This window comes from Pantoea sp. JZ29 (assembly GCF_035190385.1).
Classification (GTDB): Bacteria; Pseudomonadota; Gammaproteobacteria; order Enterobacterales; family Enterobacteriaceae; genus Pantoea; species Pantoea stewartii.
In genome coordinates, this window is record NZ_CP045241.1 from 2039826 (window position 1) to 2059228 (window position 19403).

The following is a 19403-nucleotide window of genomic DNA, read 5'->3' on the forward strand; positions in this document are numbered from 1 at the left end:
TTTTTATGAGTCAACTGTTTCATATTCATCCGGATAATCCGCAACCGCGTCTGATTAACCAGGCTGTGGAGTACCTGAACAAAGGTGGCGTGATTGTTTACCCGACCGATTCAGGCTATGCCCTGGGATGTCGCCTGGAAGAAAAAGGCGCGATGGAGCGCATTTGCCGTATACGGCAACTGGATGGCCATCATAATTTCACACTGATGTGCCGCGATTTGTCTGAGTTGTCGGTGTATTCACAGGTGGGCAACAGCGCGTTCCGCCTGATTAAAAATAACACGCCGGGCAATTACACGTTTATTCTGAAGGCGACGAAAGAAGTTCCGCGCCGTCTGATGAACGAGAAACGTAAAACCATTGGTTTACGTGTCCCGTCTAATCCAGTGGCCCTGGCGTTACTGGAAGCGCTTAATGAACCGATGATGTCGACATCCTTGATTCTGCCAGGCAATGATTTCACTGAATCTGATCCGGAAGACATTCAGCACAGTATTGGTAAGCTGGTGGACTTAATCATTGACGGCGGCACGCTGGGACAGCAGCCTACCACCGTGATTGATTTGACCAGTGATGCCCCTGAAATTGTCCGTGAAGGCGCTGGCGACACAACGCCTTTTATGTAAGACCGTCAGGTTTTACGGGTGTCAGGAATCGTCGCCTGTAACCAGTTTTTAAACTGGCCGTAAGGGATATAGAGTGACACATCTTTCAGTATCACTTTCCCGCTACGGCCATTTTTAATTGAATCGGAATACCCGACGATCACGCCGCCGATGGTATCGTCACTATTGAAGACCCCACCGCCAGACATCCCCTGAACCACGCCAGCATTGGAAGCCATCGCGATGCACGGACTTTTATTCCAGAGGTTACGAATGGCGGTGCGTGCGAGATTCACACCCTTTGATTCAACAGGTAGCGCCGAAATATAGCTGTAACCGTACATCTTTACGTGATCGCCAATATCGGTGCTGCGGAAGTGAGCCAGCGTATCCGGCGGATTCTTGTGATAAATAATCGCAAGGTCGCAGTAAGGGTGATAAGACTTCACGCGCTGCACGGCAAATTTTGCCACATGCGCGGCAGTCAGGCTGTATTCAGGCGTCAACGGAATAGTGGTGCCCAGCGTGCCTAAACCCAGAATCGTCGGAATGCCTGTCACGCTCATATCCACGTGCTGCATTGCCGTTCGGCTGTACTCGGTATGGCCCACGGAACAACCGCTCAGCGCCAACGCAATCAACGCTGAACTTACAAAACGTTTTTTCATGGTGGTGTCTTCGCTTAAGCATGCCAGTAAAATCCCTGGTGAAGATTAAGGACATGCAAATTAAAGCTCATCGTGAGCCGTATTAACGCAGCGTTTCCCGATGCGCCAGTATTAAGATTAATAACAACCCTTTAGCGTGCTGCAATTTAATGCCTGGGTCAGAAATAACTGACACCGTACGGATTAAAATCTGCTCACTGTCCGGTCGCATAATGTGTTATCGGCAATAGATTGCAATAGTCCAATTTTTTTTAACTTTACGAGGGTAGAAAAAAAAGCCATTGCGGACTTAATGATAAAAAACAGAGTGATGACCACCTTCTTATTCTTTCATTATCGGCTGATGAATAAAATTGTACAGTGATTTTTATGTTGTATAGCTTTTCCCGACGCAACCTGTTGATAATAGAGTAAACAGGGTGCATTGAAGATGCGAGGCGGGCTAACAGAGGGCTGTCGGGCCCACAATGATTTTATTTGACTTAAGTAGCGGTGTTTTGTTTTTATTTTTTGTAAACAGCCACAAAAATAAAACTGTTTAGCGCGCCGACTGAGTGTGAGCCGTTAATGAAAAGTGTCAGACCAGATACCTGGAGACTTAATCATTAATGCGCTACCGGTTTTGGCAGGAAATGATTTATAAGAGGGAGTAAAGACGGAAATAAAGCCAATAGCTGCGATAAGTAACATTAATTAAAATGAAGTAACCAAGTGTGACATTCAGATAATATCCTCCCCCTGTTACGGTTGTGTCATTTGACTTAATTACCCTAAATAAACGTGTGTGCTTATAATGATCTTCTCGCGCGATCACCAGGACGCAACGCAGCCATCTAATTCGACCAGATCTTAACCGGACCTGGCGTGAGCGCGTAGGGATCGTCACGCCCGGGACAGGTGTCGTAAGGCACGGGTCAGCAGCCAGGCCCCGTACGCCGCTTCCGGGCGGCACATTACGGGTTACAATGCCTCAGACATGCTGTATAATGGGGCCAACAGGAAAATATAACCTATTGATTTTAAAGGTTTAATTGCCTAATCCATCCGACGCCTGGGAAGGCGACAATGAGGTAGCTCCATGAGCGAGAAGTTACAAAAAGTCTTAGCGCGTGCCGGTCACGGTTCGCGTCGTGAAATTGAAGCGATGATTGCGGCCGGACGCGTGAGCGTTGACGGTAAGCTTGCCACACTCGGCGATCGCATCGAAAACAATAAAGCCCTGAAAATCCGTATTGATGGCCATCTGGTATCGATTGCTGAATCTGCAACAGAAGTGTGCCGTGTGCTGGCGTATTATAAACCTGAAGGTGAACTCTGCACACGCAGCGATCCTGAAGGGCGGCCTACGGTCTTCGATCGTCTGCCGCGCCTGCGCGGTTCGCGCTGGATTGCCGTTGGCCGCCTTGACGTGAATACCTGTGGACTCATGCTTTTTACAACGGATGGTGAACTGGCTAACCGCCTGATGCATCCCAGCCGGGAAGTGGAACGTGAATACGCGGTGCGCGTGTTTGGCCAGGTTGACGATGACAAAATTCGTCAGCTCAGTAAAGGTGTGCAACTGGAAGATGGTCCGGCAGCGTTCAAAACATTGCGTTTTGCGGGTGGAGAAGGCATCAACCAGTGGTACAACGTCACCCTGACTGAAGGACGCAACCGTGAAGTTCGCCGTTTATGGGAAGCCGTGGGTGTGCAGGTCAGCCGCCTGATGCGTGTCCGCTATGGCGACATCACCTTGCCAAAAGGTGTACCACGCGGTGGCTGGATGGAACTGGATCTGCCAGCGGTCAATTATCTGCGCAATCTGGTAGGAATGGATGACGAAACCGTCACCAAACTGGCGGTTGAGAAAGATCGCCGTCGTACAAAAGCCAATCAGATTCGTCGGGCCGTGAAACGTCACAGCCAGGCCAGTGGCAGACCCGCTCGTCGTAATGCCAGTAGCAAACGCAACGCAACCTGAGTGCCTGCCGGGTTGATATAAGGCTATAAAAAAGCCGCAACATCGTCTGTTGCGGCTTTTTACTTTCTGGCTGACGCTCCCGGACATCTTACCGGTGGAAGAGGGGAAACGCGCCGGTTACTAAGCCGCCCGCCATCAGCACCAGGCTAATCAAAATCCCCCATTTTATGGCAAAACGTTGATGGTCACCGATATCCACTTTGGCCAGACCGACTAACAGATAGACCGACGGCACCAGTGGACTCAGCAGATGGAAGGGTTGGCCCACAATGGAGGCTCGGGCAATTTCTTCTGCTGAAATGCCATAGCTGGCGGCCGTCTGCGCGATGACAGGCAGAATGCCAAAGTAGAAAGCATCGTTGGACATAAAAAAGGTAAACGGCAGACTGATCAGGGCGGTAAATAGCGCAAGATAAGGTCCGAAACTGTGCGGAATAAAGGCCAGCAGACTTTTCGCCATGGCGTCCACCATGCCGGTACCTGACAGTATGCCGGTAAAAATACCTGCCGCAAAAATCAAGGCAGTCACCGCCAGCACATTACTGGCGTGTGAACCGATACGGGCTTTTTGCTCCTCAAGCGAGGGGTAATTAAGCATGACGGCAATTGCAAAAGCCAGCATAAACAGAATCTGGATGGGCATGGCTCCCACCACCAGAAGCACCAGCAGTACCGTGGTCAGAATAAAGTTTGGCCAGAACATTTTGGGCCGGCGATTTGCTGCGCATTCGTCTGCATCACCCAGGCCCAGTTCGATATTATTCAGATGGTCGTCGCTAATGCGCATGACGCCCAGACGTTTACGTTCCTGTAGCCCAAACATGAAGGCCAGACCGACAAGAGCAACACAGGCGATAAGGATGGCCGGTAGCATGGGAATGAAAATATCCAGCGCATCAATGCGCAGCGCGGCCGCCGCGCGGGCAGTGGGGCCTCCCCACGGCGACAGGTTCATGATGCCGCTGGCCAGGTTAACCAGGCAGGTCATTGCCAGCACATTCATGCCCAGTTTCCGGTAGAGGGGAAGAAACGCGGCAATAGCAATCATGTAGGTGGTGGAACTGTCGCCATCCAGCGAGACCAGCAAGGTTAATACAGCGGTACCGACCAGCACTTTAAGCGGGTCGCCACGCACAATTTTCAGGATGAAACGCACCAGCGGATCAAACAGTCCGGCATCGATCATCAGGCCGAAATAGAGAATAGAAAACGTCAGCATCACACCCGTCGGAGCCAGCGTTTTGACCCCGTTCAGCATCATTTCCCCAAGTCCGTGATAAAACCCGCCGATAAGCGCAAAAAGCGTCGGGATAAGAATGAGCGCGATTAGCGCTGACATGCGTTTGGTCATGATCAGATACATGAAACAAACCACCATCGTAAAGCCCAGTATGGTCAGCAAAATAAGAGCCCTCTTATTGGCAAAAGTTATTCAATTGTTATCAGAAAGAACATTTAATTATGAAATCGATTAGTACGGCAATGATTAACCTGTTGATTTGATTAACCACGCGCAATGGGATGATATTAAAGCTAAATATTTTTTATCATTTATTTAACATTGAAGAGTGATCCCGATCGGTTTTACGTCTCTCAACGGTAAAAATATGTGATTGAGATCAATCATGGCGGCGGCGGATGACGCCGGTTTTCAGGCAGGGTTTCTGGAAAAGGCGCGTAAAACGTTTCGCAAAATTAACATGAATGGAAAATAAAAGCGGGAAAAGCCCTGAGGACCAGCTGTGCCAGGCTGCAATGACAATAAGCGGGCATGCACACTGCGTAAGATAAGCAGGCCGGATGCATAAGGGCAGCCAGCCTACGGTAAAGGCTACCAGTCTATTCCCTGCTGTGCCTGGATACCGGCGTCAAAGGCATGTTTCACCGGACGCATTTCCGTCACGGTGTCAGCCATATCCAGTAAGGTGCGATGGCAACCCCGACCCGTAAGGATGACGCTCTGGTGGGCAGGACGGCCTTGCAGAGCGGTTACCAGCTCGTCGAGTGGCAGATAATCCATACTGATCATGTAGGTGATCTCATCCAGAATCACTAAATCAAGCGTGTCATCCGACAGCATGCGTCTGGCATGTTCCCAGACGGCCAGGCAGGCCGCTGTATCGGTCTGGCGATTTTGCGTTTCCCAGGTGAAACCCGTGGCCATTACCTGAAACTCCACCCCGTGCCGGGCCAGAAGGTTGCGTTCGCCGTTGGGCCATTCTCCCTTAATGAACTGAATGGCCGCGGCACGTTTGCCATGCCCGCAGGCGCGTAGAGCCGTGCCAAACGCAGCGGTGGTTTTCCCTTTACCGTTTCCGGTAAACACCATCAAAATGCCTCTGACTTGCTGAGCGGCAGCAATGCGGGCATCCACCTGTTCTTTCAGACGCTGTTGCCGCTGTTGATGACGATCGCTGGTCATTACTCTGCGGCCCCGGGTTTTCTGCCTGGCTGCGCATCGAAGCTCATACCGGTTTTACGGCGGCTGTCATCGCCCATTAAATAGAGGTAAAGAGGCATGATATCGGCAGGCGTTTTGAGTTTACCGGCGTCTTCCTGAGGAAACGCACTGGCGCGCATTTTCGTACGCGTACCGCCAGGATTAATACAGTTAACCCGCAATGCCTGATTTTTATACTCGTCGGCCAGCACCTGCATCATGCCTTCTGTGGCGAACTTTGATACCGCGTAGGCACCCCAACCCGCGCGCCCGGTACGGCCCACACTTGACGTCGTGAATACCAGCGAGCCGCTTTCGGACTTGAGCAGCAACGGCAATAGCGCCTGGGTAAGGTAAAACGTGGCATCAACATTAATTTTCATGACCTGTTGCCAGATTTGCGGATCCAGGTCGGCCAGCGGAACAATCTCACCTAAGATACTGGCGTTATGTAACACACCATCCAGACGGGAGAATGTTTGCGCCAGTTCCTGCGCTAGCTGCGCACAGCGTGCCGGCGTGGCGTCTGAAAGATCCAATACCACCGAATGGGCAGGGCGCTTGTTCAGTTGGTTTATCAACGCTTCTGTCTGCTGCAGCTTTTCAGCGCTGCGCCCCAGTAAAATCACCTCCGCGCCGAAGTGTGCGTAGGTCAGGGCCGCTTCGCGTCCAATGCCGTCAGAAGCACCCGTCACCAGGATAATACGATGGGCAAGTAGATCATCTTTCGGTTGATAATGCATGTTGGGAACCTCCCGCAACGTCTGGATTTTTCGCTTTATGCCCTAATTCAGGGCACGACGCAATTAGCAATAGGGACAATCTGTGCCAGATGCTGGCATTTCAGGCGACGCAGTAGCATAAACCCGTTAAACTAGGCGCTTGTCAGTAATCCTCTGTTTAATAAGGCGACACGATGGATCTTCTTTTGAGTTATGGATTGTTTTTAGCAAAAGCGGTGACGGTGGTCGTTGCCATTGCTGCCATCGTCATGATTGTTGTGCATGCCGCTCAGCGTAAACGTCACCCGGGCGGACAACTGCGATTAACGCGGTTAGATGACGATTACAACAAGATGAAAGAGGCGTTGCAGCTTGAGAAAATGAAACCGCAGGCGCAAAAACTGTGGTTAAAAAACCATAAAAAGTCTGAAAAACAGAAGGCGAAAGCAGAGAAACGCGACGCGAAGCAGGGCAATGTCGACACCGTTAAACCCACGTTGTACGTGCTTAATTTCAATGGCAGCATCGATGCCAGTGAAGTGAAATCGCTACGCGAAGAAATTTCAGCCATTCTGGCGGTTGCCCAGCCGGGCGATGAAGTATTACTGCGTCTGGAAAGCCCGGGCGGCATGGTTCACGGTTATGGCCTGGCGGCGTCACAATTGCAGCGCCTGCGTGATGCCGGGTTGAACCTGACAGCGGCCGTGGACAAAGTGGCGGCGAGCGGCGGCTATATGATGGCCTGTGTGGCCAATACCATCGTGGCCGCGCCTTTTTCCGTCATCGGTTCCATCGGGGTTGTCGCGCAAATCCCTAACTTCAACCGTCTGTTGAAACGTAATGACATTGACGTTGAGTTACACACGGCGGGTCAGTACAAACGTACGCTGACGCTGTTTGGTGAAAACACCGAAGAAGGACGTGAAAAATTTCAGCAGGATTTGAACGAAACCCACCTGTTGTTTAAACAGTTTGTTCATGAAATGCGTCCTTCCCTCGACATTGACCGGGTGGCAACCGGCGAGCACTGGTATGGCCGGCAGGCGCTTGGACTGGGCCTTATCGATCGCATTTCGACCAGTGACGATCTCATTATCGCGAATATGGCGAAATTCACGGTACTGGGCGTGACGTATGTACGACGTCGTTCAAAAATCGATCGCCTGACGCAAAGCGCAGGGCAGGTGCTTGAGCGCATTATGCTCAAATGGTGGCAGCGCAGCGACAAACGGTTTTTGTGATGCATCGACCCGGCTCAGGCCGGGTTTTTTATACCAGGTGATAACGGGGTGACAGCAGAACGGCCAGGTGTTTGAACAGGTTGAACACCGCCGTGGTTTTTGCGGTCGGCAGGCCTTCCGCGTCCAAAAAGTACGGTCCTTTAAACACCAGCACGTCGCCCTGCTGGCTGACGGCAGTAGCTTCAATACCGGCGATAAAATCATCATGTTCCCTGAGCATCGCGTTAGCGATGTCTAACAGTGCCTGGGACGACACTCCCTCAGTCAGATTCTGCATATGTCTGTGCCTTTTTGACAGTCTGATAATTCTTTCTATATTACTTCCGTACTGCACTGTTCGACAAATCGTGGGCAGGGGTAAAAAAAGGGCTTTCCTCACACCAGATGCTAATTAAGTTGCGTAACAGATTTTATCAGGTACAGTGTGGGCGTTTCAGATTCCAGGGATATTGCACCGGGAAGTGCGATTAAGTCAGGCAGAAAAAGCGATTTTTATCATAAAGTTGCACTGTAAAGAATCGACTGACCAGAGATTGAGCCCCACGTCTTGAAATACCAAACAGGCGTAGCAATATTGAACCCGATGGGTTTTCAGGGCGTCCAATCCTCTCCCGTTGAGCAGGATGTATTCATTAGGTAAAGGTAAATATGGGTAAAGCACTCGTTATTGTTGAGTCCCCGGCAAAGGCTAAAACAATCAATAAATACCTCGGCAGTGGCTACGTGGTGAAATCCAGCGTGGGCCATATCCGGGATCTGCCGACCAGTGGTTCAACCGCCAAAAAAAGTGCTGAAACCCCGACAGATAAGAAAGCCAAAAAAGTTAAGAAGGATGAGAAAGCCGCGCTGGTCAGTCGTATGGGCGTTGATCCCTATCACGGCTGGGAAGCGGATTATCAAATCCTGCCCAATAAAGAGAAAGTGGTAGCGGAACTCAAAGCTTTAGCCGAGAACGCCGACCATATCTATCTCGCAACCGACCTTGACCGCGAAGGGGAAGCCATTGCGTGGCACCTGCGGGAAGTGATCGGGGGTGACGATAAGCGCTTTAGCCGCGTGGTGTTCAATGAGATCACCAAAAATGCGATTCGCCAGGCGTTTGAAACGCCGGGCGAACTCAACATTGACCGCGTCAATGCACAGCAGGCACGCCGCTTTATGGACCGTGTCGTGGGGTACATGGTATCCCCGTTATTATGGAAAAAAATCGCGCGAGGCCTGTCTGCCGGTCGCGTGCAGTCTGTTGCTGTCCGGTTAGTGGTTGAGCGTGAGCGTGAAATCAAAGCTTTTGTGCCCGAAGAGTACTGGGAACTGAGCGCTAACCTGACCACGCCGAAGGGCGATGAGCTGACGATGGACGTCACTCATGCGGGCGATAAACCGTTCCGTCCGGTCAATCACGACCAGACGCACGCCGCGCTGGCTCTGCTGGAAAAAGCGCGCTTTGCGGTCACGGACCGTGAAGACAAGCCAACCAGCAGCAAACCCGGCGCGCCGTTTATTACCTCCACGTTGCAGCAGGCGGCGAGTACCCGGCTGGGCTTTGGCGTGAAAAAGACCATGATGATGGCGCAGCGCCTGTATGAAGCGGGCCATATCACCTATATGCGTACCGATTCCACGAACCTGAGCCAGGATGCGGTTTCGATGGTGCGCGGCTACATTGAAGGCCATTTTGGTAAAAAGTACCTGCCCGATGCGGCGAATACCTTCGCCAGCAAAGAGAATTCGCAGGAAGCGCATGAAGCCATCCGTCCATCAGATGTGGAAGTGCTGGCCGAGCAGCTCAAAGATATGGAAGCGGATGCGCAGAAACTGTATCAGCTTATCTGGCGTCAGTTTGTCGCCTGTCAGATGACACCGGCACAGTACGATTCGACCACGCTGACAGTCACGGCAGGGGATTACAAACTGAAGGCCAAAGGGCGTACGCTGCGCTTTGACGGCTGGACCAAAGTCATGCCTGCGCTGCGTAAGAATGATGAGGATCGTACTTTACCACCGGTTAACGTTGGCGATGAGCTGAGCCTGCAGGACCTGTTACCCAGCCAGCACTTTACCAAGCCACCGGCCCGCTTTAGTGAAGCTTCACTGGTCCGTGAGCTGGAAAAACGCGGTATCGGCCGTCCTTCGACCTATGCGGCCATCATTTCCACTATCCAGGATCGTGGCTACGTCAGGGTGGAAAACCGCCGCTTTTACGCTGAAAAAATGGGCGAAATTGTCACCGATCGTCTGGAAGAGAACTTCCGCGAGCTGATGAATTACGACTTTACCGCTCACATGGAAAACAGCCTCGACCAGGTCGCCAACAATCAGGCGGAGTGGAAGGCGGTTCTGGATCGCTTCTTCTCCGATTTCAGCCAGCAGCTGGAACAGGCTGAGAAAGATCCGGAAGAAGGCGGAATGCAGCCGAATCAGATGGTCCTGACCTCCATCGACTGCCCAACCTGCGGCCGTAAAATGGGGATTCGGACAGCCAGCACCGGTGTTTTCCTGGGGTGTTCAGGCTATGCGTTACCGCCGAAAGAGCGTTGCAAGCAAACCATTAATCTGATTCCGGAAAATGAAGTTCTGAATATTCTGGAAGGGGACGATGCCGAAACCAACGCGCTGCGTGCCCGTCGTCGTTGCCAGAAATGTGGCACAGCGATGGACAGCTATCTGATTGATAACGGACGCAAGCTGCACGTTTGCGGTAACAACCCTGAGTGCGATGGTTATGAAATCGAAGAAGGGGAGTTTCGTATCAAGGGCTACGATGGTCCGGTCGTCGAGTGCGAAAAATGTGGTTCTGAAATGCACCTGAAAATGGGGCGTTTCGGTAAGTACATGGCCTGTACCAATGATGACTGTAAGAACACCCGTAAGATTTTGCGTAATGGCGATGTCGCCCCGCCGAAAGAAGATCCCGTGCCGCTGCCCGAACTGCCGTGTGAAAAATCGGATGCGTATTTTGTGTTGCGTGACGGTGCTGCCGGTGTGTTCCTGGCCGCCAATACCTTCCCCAAATCGCGTGAAACCCGCGCACCGTTGGTGGAAGAGCTGCAGCGTTTCCACGACCGTTTACCTGAGAAGTTGAAATATCTGGCCGAAGCGCCAGCAACCGATCCGGAAGGCAACAAGACGCTGGTGCGCTTTAGCCGTAAAACGAAACAGCAGTATGTGGCGTCTGAAAAAGACGGCAAAGCGACAGGCTGGTCAGCGTTTTACATTGACGGCAAGTGGCAGGAAGCGAAAAAGTAACCCTGTAAGGCCAGCATTGCTGGCCTTTTTTCCCCGCCTTATATCATTCCGTTCTACATTGATACTTAAAATGCTATAGTGGTTATAGCATTTCCGATCCCTTCTTTCTGCTCAGCACCTTTCACCCGCCTGGGCGACAGTACGCCACCCGGGGATGCGACTCTGTAACCGACCAGGATAACAACAGATATGAAATTACAGCAGTTGCGCTATATCGTAGAAGTCGTGAACCACAACCTGAATGTTTCATCGACAGCAGAAGGGCTTTACACCTCGCAGCCGGGCATCAGTAAGCAGGTCCGTATGCTGGAGGATGAGCTTGGGGTGCAGATTTTCGCCCGTAGCGGTAAGCACCTGACGCAGGTTACGCCCGCCGGTGAAGAAATCATTCGCATTGCGCGCGAAGTGCTTTCCAAAGTGGATGCCATTAAATCTGTCGCAGGTGAACATACCTGGCCGGATAAAGGCTCGTTATATGTTGCCACTACGCACACTCAGGCGCGCTATGCGCTGCCCGGCGTGATTAAGGGCTTTATCGAACGTTATCCACGTGTCTCGCTGCATATGCATCAGGGTTCACCAACGCAGATTGCCGAGGCGGTTTCTAAAGGCAACGCAGACTTTGCAATTGCCACGGAAGCGCTCCACCTCTACGACGATCTCATTATGCTACCGTGCTATCACTGGAACCGCGCTATCGTGGTCACGCCAGACCATCCGCTGGCGGGAAAAGGGCAGGTGACGATAGAGGAGCTGGCCGATTTTCCGCTGGTAACCTATACCTTCGGCTTCACCGGACGCTCCGAGCTGGATACCGCCTTTATGCGCGCGGGGTTGACGCCACGTATCGTCTTTACCGCAACGGATGCCGATGTCATTAAAACGTATGTTCGCCTGGGGCTGGGCGTAGGGGTGATTGCGAGTATGGCGGTGGATCCCGTTGCTGATCCTGACCTCGTCAGAATTGAAGCCTCTGAAATCTTCACCAACAGTACGACGAAGATTGGTTTCCGCCGCAGCACCTTCCTGCGCAGTTATATGTATGACTTCATCCAGCGCTTCGCCCCCCATCTGACGCGCGATGTCGTGGATACGGCAGTAGCGTTGCGTTCCAACGAGGACATTGAGGCCATGTTTAAAGATATCAAGCTGCCGTTTAAGTAACGGTTATCTGTCGTCGCGTATTCTCAGGCTGCTTAGTGCAGCCTTTTTTATGCAAGAATGTTAGCGCCATGTTTATATTGAGAAGTTTCATTATCTTTTTGTAAATGTAACGTCGATCACATGTTTAAAGCTTGCTGTATCTTAAATGCGAAATACGACACATTTTTGACGCGATTTCTTTGCGGGCTGCCAGGATTATTCCCATACTCCAGTTAACGCTTGATGGAGAAGCTTTTATTTAGGGGTTAGTTAACACGGTCTTTAGTAATGACTGGATCTGAAGTTAAATTAACTCAAATTTTTGTCAGGCGGATTTTAATAGTATGGGTAATAAGTCATTAATCGTTACTTAAGTAATTTTACAGTTTTGATAAATTGCGTTAATCGTTTTGTGCAATAAAAATGACTGGATTTTTGGCCTTAACGGGTTTAGGATTCCTCCTAAATCTTAATCGATGTTATCAATCGTTTTATTGAGAGTGATTATCAAAAACTATGGCTACGAGACTGACTGTTGATCCGGGCTTCCCGGCTAAAAGCACCAAGGTTAAGCGTACAGGTAACACTCGTCGCAATGCCTGGTTAACTGTGTTCGCTGCCTCAGCGCTGTTCTGGGTGGTTGTAGCATTAATGATTTGGCGCATCTGGGGTTAAGCCATGTGGGCAAACGCACTCTGCCATAAGCACACCATGACGACTCGTCAGCATCGTCTCTCTGGCTATAAAGCGAAAGAGCCGGTTGCAAAGGCGGAAAAAGTGACTATCCCCGAAAGTTGGGATCTGAACGAGCATCAGCGTAATTTCATCGAGTCCTTTCTGGACCCGAAAACAAAATAATTTTACATCGCGTTTTTCTTTCGACATTTCTTCTGTCTTTCAGACTTACTTAATTAAGCGCTCTTCACACGTTGCATAAATGATGTCATCCCTTATCAGGATGCGAGTACGGCTTTTATTGCCCTTTCTACGCAGGAGTATTGCTATGAATATGATTAAAATGACCTGGTTTAGTGCTTATGCGTTCTCATTTACCGTGTGGATGGCAGCGCTCTGGGCAGCGCTATAATTTAAACGTGTCTCTTTCTCAATAATGCCTCGCAACATTGCGGGGCATTTTTGTTTGCGTCCGATTGTAGCAATCTGTGTTGTAATCAAAACGTTAACAAAAAAGTGGTCTATCTTTATACTAAACCTTGTTGTCTCTGAGGTTTAAAGACCATGTATTATAAAGGAGGAGCTATGTCGTCATCCCTACGCGAGCAGAGTCAGGAAACACTGCAGGTAGATAATCACAACTATCACATCTTCAGTCTACCTCGCGCTTCACAACATCTCGGTAACATTGATCGGTTGCCTAAATCCCTCAAAGTGCTGTTAGAAAACCTGTTGCGCTGGCAGGATGGCGACTCAGTCACTGAGGAAGATATCCAGGCGCTGGTTGACTGGCAAAAAACCGGCCACGCCGACAGGGAAATTGCTTACCGCCCGGCCCGTGTTTTAATGCAGGATTTCACCGGCGTACCCGCCGTTGTTGATTTAGCCGCGATGCGCGAAGCGGTGAACCGACTGGGCGGAGACGTGAATAAAGTCAACCCACTGTCCCCGGTCGATCTGGTCATTGACCACTCCGTCACCGTTGACCATTTTGGCGACGACGATGCCTTTGAAGAGAACGTGCGGCTGGAGATGGAACGCAACCATGAGCGTTACGTCTTCCTGCGCTGGGGCCAGAAAGCCTTTGACCAGTTCCGGGTGGTGCCACCGGGGACCGGGATCTGTCATCAGGTAAACCTTGAATACCTGGGGAAAGCAATCTGGCAGCAGCAGATAAACGGCGAAACCTATGCCTGGCCGGACACCTTAGTCGGGACGGATTCTCATACCACGATGATCAATGCGCTTGGCGTGCTGGGATGGGGCGTCGGCGGGATTGAAGCCGAAGCGGCGATGCTGGGGCAACCAGTGTCTATGCTGATCCCGGATGTCGTGGGCTTCAAACTCACTGGCAAACTGCGGCCGGGCATTACCGCGACCGATCTGGTGCTAACGGTGACGCAAATGTTGCGTAAGCACGGCGTGGTGGGCAAATTTGTGGAATTCTATGGTGATGGCCTGGCCGATCTGCCGCTGGCGGATCGCGCAACCATCGCCAATATGGCACCGGAATACGGCGCCACCTGCGGTTTCTTCCCTGTCGATGAAGTGACACTGAGCTATATGACCTTAACCGGACGCGATGCCGAACAGGTTGCGCTGGTAGAACATTATGCTAAACGCCAGGGAATGTGGCGTAATGCGGGCGATGAACCTGTCTTCACCAGCAGTCTTGCGCTGGACATGAATGATGTTGAATCAAGTCTGGCCGGACCAAAACGCCCACAGGATCGCGTGTCCCTGGGCGATGTCCCGGCGGCGTTCGACGCCAGCAATGAACTGGAAGTCAACCACGCGCAGAAACCTCATAAAGAAGTCACCTACACGGACAGCGATACCGGACTTTCCCATACCCTGACCGACGGCGCGGTGGCCATTGCGGCGATTACCTCATGTACAAACACCTCAAACCCAAGTGTCCTGATGGCCGCAGGTTTACTGGCGAAAAAGGCGGTAGAGCGGGGCCTGAAACGCCAGCCGTGGGTCAAGGCATCTCTTGCTCCGGGCTCTAAAGTGGTTTCCGACTATCTGGCCGTCGCACAACTGACGCCGTTCCTCGATAAACTGGGCTTTAATCTGGTCGGCTATGGCTGTACAACCTGTATCGGTAACTCCGGCCCGCTGCCGGATGCGATCGAATCGGCGATTAAAGAGGGCGACCTCACTGTGGGGGCCGTGCTGTCGGGTAACCGTAATTTCGAAGGCCGTATTCATCCGCTGATTAAAACCAACTGGCTGGCTTCACCGCCGCTGGTGGTGGCCTATGCGCTCGCGGGGAATATGAAGATCAACCTGCAAACTGATCCGCTCGGACAGGATCGGGATGGCAAGCCGGTCTTTTTGAAAGATATCTGGCCTTCGCCTGAAGAAATCGCGACAGCGGTACAGCAGGTTACCAGCGATATGTACCACAAAGAGTATGCGGAAGTCTTTGACGGTACGCCCGAATGGCAGGCCATCAAAGTCAGCGAAGCCGCGACCTATGACTGGGACGAAGGATCAACCTATATCCGTCTGTCACCGTTCTTTGATGACATGGAAAAAACGCCCAAACCGGTCGAAGACATTCGTGGCGCGCGTTTGCTGGCTATTCTGGGGGATTCGGTCACAACAGACCATATTTCACCGGCAGGCAGCATCAAAGCAGAAAGCCCGGCAGGGCGCTATCTGTTGGCGCATGGTGTCGAGCGCGATGACTTCAACTCCTATGGCTCGCGTCGTGGTAACCACGAAGTCATGATGCGCGGAACCTTTGCCAACATTCGTATCCGCAATGAAATGGTGCCGGGCGTTGAGGGTGGCTATACCAAACATTATCCGAGTGGTGAACAACTGGCCATTTACGATGCCGCGATGAAATATCAGGCCGAAGGCGTGCCGCTGGCCGTCATTGCCGGTAAAGAGTACGGGTCAGGTTCGAGTCGTGACTGGGCAGCTAAGGGACCGCGTCTGCAGGGCGTTCGCGTAGTGATCGCCGAATCGTTCGAACGTATCCACCGCTCTAATCTGATCGGTATGGGGATCTTACCGCTGGAATTCCCGCAGGGCGTAACGCGTAAAACATTAGGACTGAAAGGGGATGAGTCGGTTGACGTTGAGAACCTGTCACAGCTCACGCCGGGCTGCACCGTGCCAGTGACAATCACGCGTGCCGATGGCAGCAAAGAGAAGCTGAATACCCGCTGTCGCATTGATACCGGTAATGAGCTGACCTATTACCGCAACGACGGTATTCTGCATTATGTGATTCGAAATATGCTCAACTGATACGATAAAGCCGGGGAAACCCGGCTTTTTTATTCACTGCTTCGGCAACAGATGGCCCATTTTTTCGGCTTTGGTATCGAGATAGTGCGCATTTTTGGGATTCCGTCCCACCACCAACGGCACACGTTCGACGATGTTAATACCGGCTTCGCTCAGGATTTCAACCTTCCGCGGATTATTCGTAAGCAGACGAACCTCGTTCACCCCAAGGAGCTTAAACATATCTGCGCAGAGCGTGAAGTCGCGTTCATCAGCGGCAAAACCGAGCTGATGGTTAGCTTCAACCGTGTCATACCCTTTGTCCTGCAAAGCGTAAGCGCGAATTTTATTCAGCAGACCGATATTGCGGCCTTCCTGGCGGTGATAAAGCAATACACCACGTCCTTCTTCGGCAATGGCATTCAGCGCAGCTTCAAGTTGAAAGCCGCAATCGCAACGCAGGCTGAACAGCGCATCACCGGTAAGACATTCCGAATGAACGCGCGCCAGGACCGGTTCGTTATCATTGATATCGCCAAAGACCAGAGCAACGTGGTCGTGACCGGTTGCCAGTTCTTCAAAACCTACCATCAGGAAATCTCCCCATGGCGTTGGCAGTTTGGCTTCTGCCACCCGTTTAAGCTGCATGTGACTCTCCAGAACCATCAGAGGATGCACTATCATCATGATAGTGCACAGGCCGATGTGGCCCGACAAACGTGCAATATTGTGCCACAACCGCGAGGTTGGCTGTTAATCTGTGTAAACGATTGTTGTGATAAAGCACGATTATCTAATCCGTAAAGGTTATGTTATTCTTTTTTAAGCTAAAGTTTTACCGGTATGACGGCTTTTCATCAGCAAAAAGGGAAAAGGGATGGTTAAAATTTTGCAACGTACCACAGCAGGGATGGTGTTACTGCTGATGATGCCATTAGCCGTGTGGCTGTCCGGCTGGCAATGGCAACCCGAGGAAAGTAACACGTTTCTGAGAGTCCTGTTCTGGATGACAGAAACGGTGACCCGGCCATGGGGCATACTGACCAGCCTGGTGTTAAGTGCCTGGGTATTATGGTGTCTTCGCTTTCGGCTTAAACCGGCATTGCTGCTGTTGCTGATCATGAATGTCACGATTCTGGCGGGCCAGTATACCAAATCATTCATTAAAGAGCGGGTGCAGGAACCCCGACCTTATGTGGTATGGCTGGAGAAAACGCACGGTCTGGATGACAAAACCTTCTATCAGTTAAACCGCACCCAGCGTGGTGAACGCGTTACCGCACTGATTGCGGATGAATCGCATATTCCGGTCTGGCTGAAAAAGCACTGGGCGTTTGAAACAGGGTTCGCCTTCCCGTCAGGTCATACCTTGTTCGCGGCGAGCTGGGCATTACTGGTCATTGGCCTGCTATGGCCGCGCCGGCATTATAAAACGATAGTGCTGGTCGGCGTTTGGGCGGTGGGCGTTATGGGAAGCCGCTTGTTACTGGGTATGCACTGGCCGCGCGATCTTGCCGTTGCCACCGTGCTGTCCTGGTTTTTGGTGGTCATCGCCACCTGGCTTGCCCAGCGCTTTTGTGGACCGCTGACGTTGCCCCCCGACGAGCAAAAGGAAGTGGCAGAACGCGACCAGGGATTGTAATTGCGCCGTTCAGCCTCATATCTTGCGACTGAACCGCGCAAAAGTGCTTCGCCTGATGCTGCAAGGAGCAGTATTTCTGCCGTAATTTTGGCATACTTTGATTCGACAACCTCACAACAGGATGCACTGTGAAATATTTGCTGATTTTTTTAGTGGTTTTGGTCATTTTTATCATTTCTGTGACCCTTGGCGCACACAACGACCAGGTTATCACCTTTAACTATCTGCTGGCGCAGGGCGATTTCCGTATCTCCACCTTACTGGCAACGTTGTTCGGCGTGGGCTTCCTGCTGGGCTGGGTCATCTGTGGGCTGTTCTGGCTGCGTGTTCGCGTCTCGCTGGCGAACGCCCAACGTAAAATTAAACGTCTGCAGGCTCAGGTTGATCAGAATGCGCCTGGCACAGGTGGTAAACCGTTGCCGCCAACCGTGCAGGAATAAGATTCCATGTTAGAACTGCTGTTTCTGTTACTGCCTGTTGCGGCGGCCTATGGCTGGTACATGGGACGCCGTAGTGCGCAGCAGGACAAGCAACAGGAATCCAACCGCTTGTCACGCGAATACGTGGCGGGCGTTAACTTTCTGCTGTCTAACCAACAGGATAAAGCGGTCGATCTGTTCCTTGATATGCTGAAGGAAGACAGCGGCACCGTTGAGGCGCATCTTACGCTGGGAAACCTGTTCCGCTCCCGCGGTGAAGTCGACCGTGCAATTCGAATCCATCAGTCGTTAATGGAAAGTGCCTCTCTGAGCTATGAGCAGCGTTTATTAGCTATCCAGCAACTGGGGCGCGATTACATGGCCGCGGGGCTTTATGACCGCGCAGAAGACATGTTTAAACAGCTCACCGATGAAACGGATTTCCGCATTGGTGCCCTGCAGCAGTTATTGCTTATTCATCAGGCGACCAGCGACTGGCTTCAGGCGATTGAGGTCGCTGAGCGCCTGGTGAAATTAGGCAAAGACAAGCAGAAGGGCGAGATCGCGCATTTCTACTGTGAACTGGCTTTGCAGGCGATGAGCAGCGACGATCTTGACCGCGCAATGACGCTGTTGAAAAAGGGCGAGGCGGCAGATCGCCAGAGCGCGCGAGTCTCCATTATGATGGGACGCATTCTGATGGAGAAAGGGGAGTACGGCAAAGCGGTTGAGCATCTGCAACGTGTACTGGATCAGGACAAAGAACTGGTCAGTGAAACGCTGCCGATGCTGGAGACCTGTTTTCAGCGACTTAATCAGCCCGACGCCTGGGCTGCCTTTCTCAAACGCTGCGTGGAAGAAAATACCGGCGCCGCCGCAGAACTTTATCTTTCCGCGATTCTGGAGCAAGAGCAGGGCGCGGAAGCCGCACAAAATTACATTAATCATCAGTTACAGCGTCATCCCAATATGCGCGTATTTCATCGCCTGATGGAGTTTCACCTGCATGAGGCGGAAGACGGTCGCGCCAAAGAGAGTCTGATGGTCCTGCGCGACCTGGTCGGCGAACAAATCCGGACCAAGCCGCGCTACCGTTGCCAGAAATGTGGGTTTACTGCCCATGCGCTTTACTGGCATTGTCCTTCCTGCCGCACCTGGTCATCGGTCAAACCGATTCGGGGACTCGACGGGCAATAACTGCGCACGCGATGCGCACTGTTGCCTGTCTTTCTGGTGCCTAATTTAGTTACAACATACTATAAAAAGCCTCTTCACCAGCCTGCATCAGCACCGTGCGAATATCGCCTCGCAGGATAACAGGGATTGTGATGGGAAATGCGGGCAGGTAGAATGCGTGCCGTTTGTCTAACGCGCCAGCAGGTGCCTACCGCAG

Annotated in this window: 17 protein-coding genes; 11 read left to right on the forward strand and 6 right to left on the reverse strand. The window is 51.8% G+C overall.

Annotated elements, in window-relative coordinates; all coding sequences use genetic code 11:
* Window positions 1-5 precede the first annotated feature (5 nt).
* On the forward strand, window positions 6-626 hold the full coding sequence (locus GC090_RS09520) for an L-threonylcarbamoyladenylate synthase (protein WP_039340183.1): 621 nt from the start codon (window positions 6-8) through the stop codon (window positions 624-626).
* Between the two features lie 5 nt (window positions 627-631).
* On the opposite strand, the gene GC090_RS09525 is transcribed toward GC090_RS09520, so the two are convergent.
* A complete protein-coding gene (locus tag GC090_RS09525) occupies window positions 632-1273 on the reverse strand; it encodes a hypothetical protein (protein ID WP_006119348.1) in 642 nt (213 codons plus the stop codon).
* A 1078-nt stretch (window positions 1274-2351) separates the two neighbouring features.
* Between GC090_RS09525 and rluB the strand changes: the two genes are divergently transcribed.
* Window positions 2352-3236, forward strand: a complete 885-nt coding sequence (gene rluB, locus GC090_RS09530) for a 23S rRNA pseudouridine(2605) synthase RluB (protein ID WP_006119347.1) — start codon at window positions 2352-2354, stop codon at window positions 3234-3236.
* An 88-nt stretch (window positions 3237-3324) separates the two neighbouring features.
* On the opposite strand, the gene GC090_RS09535 is transcribed toward rluB, so the two are convergent.
* The 3 genes from GC090_RS09535 to GC090_RS09545 all read right to left on the reverse strand — a co-directional run bounded on the left by GC090_RS09535 (window position 3325) and on the right by GC090_RS09545 (window position 6419).
* Window positions 3325-4638, reverse strand: coding sequence for a CitMHS family transporter (locus GC090_RS09535; RefSeq protein ID WP_039340186.1), 1314 nt, complete (start codon window positions 4636-4638; stop codon window positions 3325-3327).
* Between the two features lie 429 nt (window positions 4639-5067).
* Window positions 5068-5658 (reverse strand): cob(I)yrinic acid a,c-diamide adenosyltransferase, encoded by a 591-nt coding sequence (gene cobO, locus GC090_RS09540; RefSeq protein ID WP_054633695.1) that lies wholly within the window; start codon window positions 5656-5658, stop codon window positions 5068-5070.
* The gene (locus tag GC090_RS09545; protein ID WP_324021452.1) at window positions 5658-6419 is read right to left on the reverse strand and encodes a YciK family oxidoreductase; all 762 of its coding nucleotides are present in this window, start codon (window positions 6417-6419) and stop codon (window positions 5658-5660) included. The genes cobO and GC090_RS09545 overlap by 1 nt, the downstream gene beginning before the upstream one ends.
* Window positions 6420-6592: 173 nt before the next feature.
* Between GC090_RS09545 and sohB the strand changes: the two genes are divergently transcribed.
* Entirely contained in the window at window positions 6593-7639 is a 1047-nt protein-coding gene (gene sohB, locus GC090_RS09550; RefSeq protein WP_324021454.1) for a protease SohB, read from the forward strand.
* 28 nt (window positions 7640-7667) lie between these two features.
* Here the strand turns inward: sohB and GC090_RS09555 are convergent, their stop codons facing one another.
* Window positions 7668-7916 carry a DUF2498 family protein gene (locus GC090_RS09555; RefSeq protein ID WP_033741829.1) on the reverse strand — a complete coding sequence of 83 codons (249 nt, stop codon included), beginning with the start codon at window positions 7914-7916 and terminating at the stop codon, window positions 7668-7670.
* A gap of 371 nt (window positions 7917-8287) precedes the next feature.
* Between GC090_RS09555 and topA the strand changes: the two genes are divergently transcribed.
* The 5 genes from topA (at window position 8288) to acnA (ending at window position 15970) form a co-directional block, all read left to right on the forward strand.
* Complete coding sequence (topA, locus tag GC090_RS09560) at window positions 8288-10885, forward strand: type I DNA topoisomerase (RefSeq protein WP_006119337.1); 2598 nt, start codon at window positions 8288-8290, stop codon at window positions 10883-10885.
* Window positions 10886-11074: 189 nt separating this feature from the next.
* Window positions 11075-12049: an HTH-type transcriptional regulator CysB gene (cysB, locus tag GC090_RS09565; protein ID WP_033741825.1), complete on the forward strand. Its 975-nt coding sequence runs from the start codon at window positions 11075-11077 to the stop codon at window positions 12047-12049.
* A gap of 495 nt (window positions 12050-12544) precedes the next feature.
* Entirely contained in the window at window positions 12545-12703 is a 159-nt protein-coding gene (locus GC090_RS09570; RefSeq protein ID WP_006119333.1) for a YmiA family putative membrane protein, read from the forward strand.
* A 36-nt stretch (window positions 12704-12739) separates the two neighbouring features.
* Window positions 12740-12886, forward strand: a complete 147-nt coding sequence (locus GC090_RS09575; protein ID WP_226374488.1) for a YciX family protein — start codon at window positions 12740-12742, stop codon at window positions 12884-12886.
* 402 nt (window positions 12887-13288) lie between these two features.
* Window positions 13289-15970 carry an aconitate hydratase AcnA gene (gene acnA, locus GC090_RS09580; RefSeq protein WP_324021456.1) on the forward strand — a complete coding sequence of 894 codons (2682 nt, stop codon included), beginning with the start codon at window positions 13289-13291 and terminating at the stop codon, window positions 15968-15970.
* Between the two features lie 33 nt (window positions 15971-16003).
* Here the strand turns inward: acnA and ribA are convergent, their stop codons facing one another.
* On the reverse strand, window positions 16004-16597 hold the full coding sequence (ribA, locus tag GC090_RS09585; RefSeq protein ID WP_006119329.1) for a GTP cyclohydrolase II: 594 nt from the start codon (window positions 16595-16597) through the stop codon (window positions 16004-16006).
* 229 nt (window positions 16598-16826) lie between these two features.
* Between ribA and pgpB the strand changes: the two genes are divergently transcribed.
* The 3 genes from pgpB to lapB all read left to right on the forward strand — a co-directional run bounded on the left by pgpB (window position 16827) and on the right by lapB (window position 19207).
* On the forward strand, window positions 16827-17591 hold the full coding sequence (gene pgpB, locus GC090_RS09590; protein WP_033741819.1) for a phosphatidylglycerophosphatase B: 765 nt from the start codon (window positions 16827-16829) through the stop codon (window positions 17589-17591).
* 128 nt (window positions 17592-17719) lie between these two features.
* Window positions 17720-18031 carry a LapA family protein gene (locus GC090_RS09595; protein ID WP_033741817.1) on the forward strand — a complete coding sequence of 104 codons (312 nt, stop codon included), beginning with the start codon at window positions 17720-17722 and terminating at the stop codon, window positions 18029-18031.
* Between the two features lie 6 nt (window positions 18032-18037).
* Window positions 18038-19207 carry a lipopolysaccharide assembly protein LapB gene (gene lapB / locus GC090_RS09600; protein WP_006119326.1) on the forward strand — a complete coding sequence of 390 codons (1170 nt, stop codon included), beginning with the start codon at window positions 18038-18040 and terminating at the stop codon, window positions 19205-19207.
* Window positions 19208-19403: the final 196 nt, after the last annotated feature.

Excerpts from the sequence above, each read along its gene's own strand:
- GC090_RS09570 (WP_006119333.1), top strand. The coding sequence starts at position 12,545 with ATGGCTACGAGACTGACTGTTGATCCGGGCTTCCCGGCTAAAAGCACC.
- ribA (WP_006119329.1), bottom strand. The coding sequence starts at position 16,597 with ATGCAGCTTAAACGGGTGGCAGAAGCCAAACTGCCAACGCCATGGGGA.
- GC090_RS09525 (WP_006119348.1), bottom strand. The coding sequence starts at position 1,273 with ATGAAAAAACGTTTTGTAAGTTCAGCGTTGATTGCGTTGGCGCTGAGC.
- rluB (WP_006119347.1), top strand. The coding sequence starts at position 2,352 with ATGAGCGAGAAGTTACAAAAAGTCTTAGCGCGTGCCGGTCACGGTTCG.
- cobO (WP_054633695.1), bottom strand. The coding sequence starts at position 5,658 with ATGACCAGCGATCGTCATCAACAGCGGCAACAGCGTCTGAAAGAACAG.
- lapB (WP_006119326.1), top strand. The coding sequence starts at position 18,038 with ATGTTAGAACTGCTGTTTCTGTTACTGCCTGTTGCGGCGGCCTATGGC.
- acnA (WP_324021456.1), top strand. The coding sequence starts at position 13,289 with ATGTCGTCATCCCTACGCGAGCAGAGTCAGGAAACACTGCAGGTAGAT.
- GC090_RS09575 (WP_226374488.1), top strand. The coding sequence starts at position 12,740 with ATGACGACTCGTCAGCATCGTCTCTCTGGCTATAAAGCGAAAGAGCCG.
- GC090_RS09545 (WP_324021452.1), bottom strand. The coding sequence starts at position 6,419 with ATGCATTATCAACCGAAAGATGATCTACTTGCCCATCGTATTATCCTG.
- GC090_RS09555 (WP_033741829.1), bottom strand. The coding sequence starts at position 7,916 with ATGCAGAATCTGACTGAGGGAGTGTCGTCCCAGGCACTGTTAGACATC.
- cysB (WP_033741825.1), top strand. The coding sequence starts at position 11,075 with ATGAAATTACAGCAGTTGCGCTATATCGTAGAAGTCGTGAACCACAAC.
- topA (WP_006119337.1), top strand. The coding sequence starts at position 8,288 with ATGGGTAAAGCACTCGTTATTGTTGAGTCCCCGGCAAAGGCTAAAACA.
- sohB (WP_324021454.1), top strand. The coding sequence starts at position 6,593 with ATGGATCTTCTTTTGAGTTATGGATTGTTTTTAGCAAAAGCGGTGACG.
- pgpB (WP_033741819.1), top strand. The coding sequence starts at position 16,827 with ATGGTTAAAATTTTGCAACGTACCACAGCAGGGATGGTGTTACTGCTG.
- GC090_RS09520 (WP_039340183.1), top strand. The coding sequence starts at position 6 with ATGAGTCAACTGTTTCATATTCATCCGGATAATCCGCAACCGCGTCTG.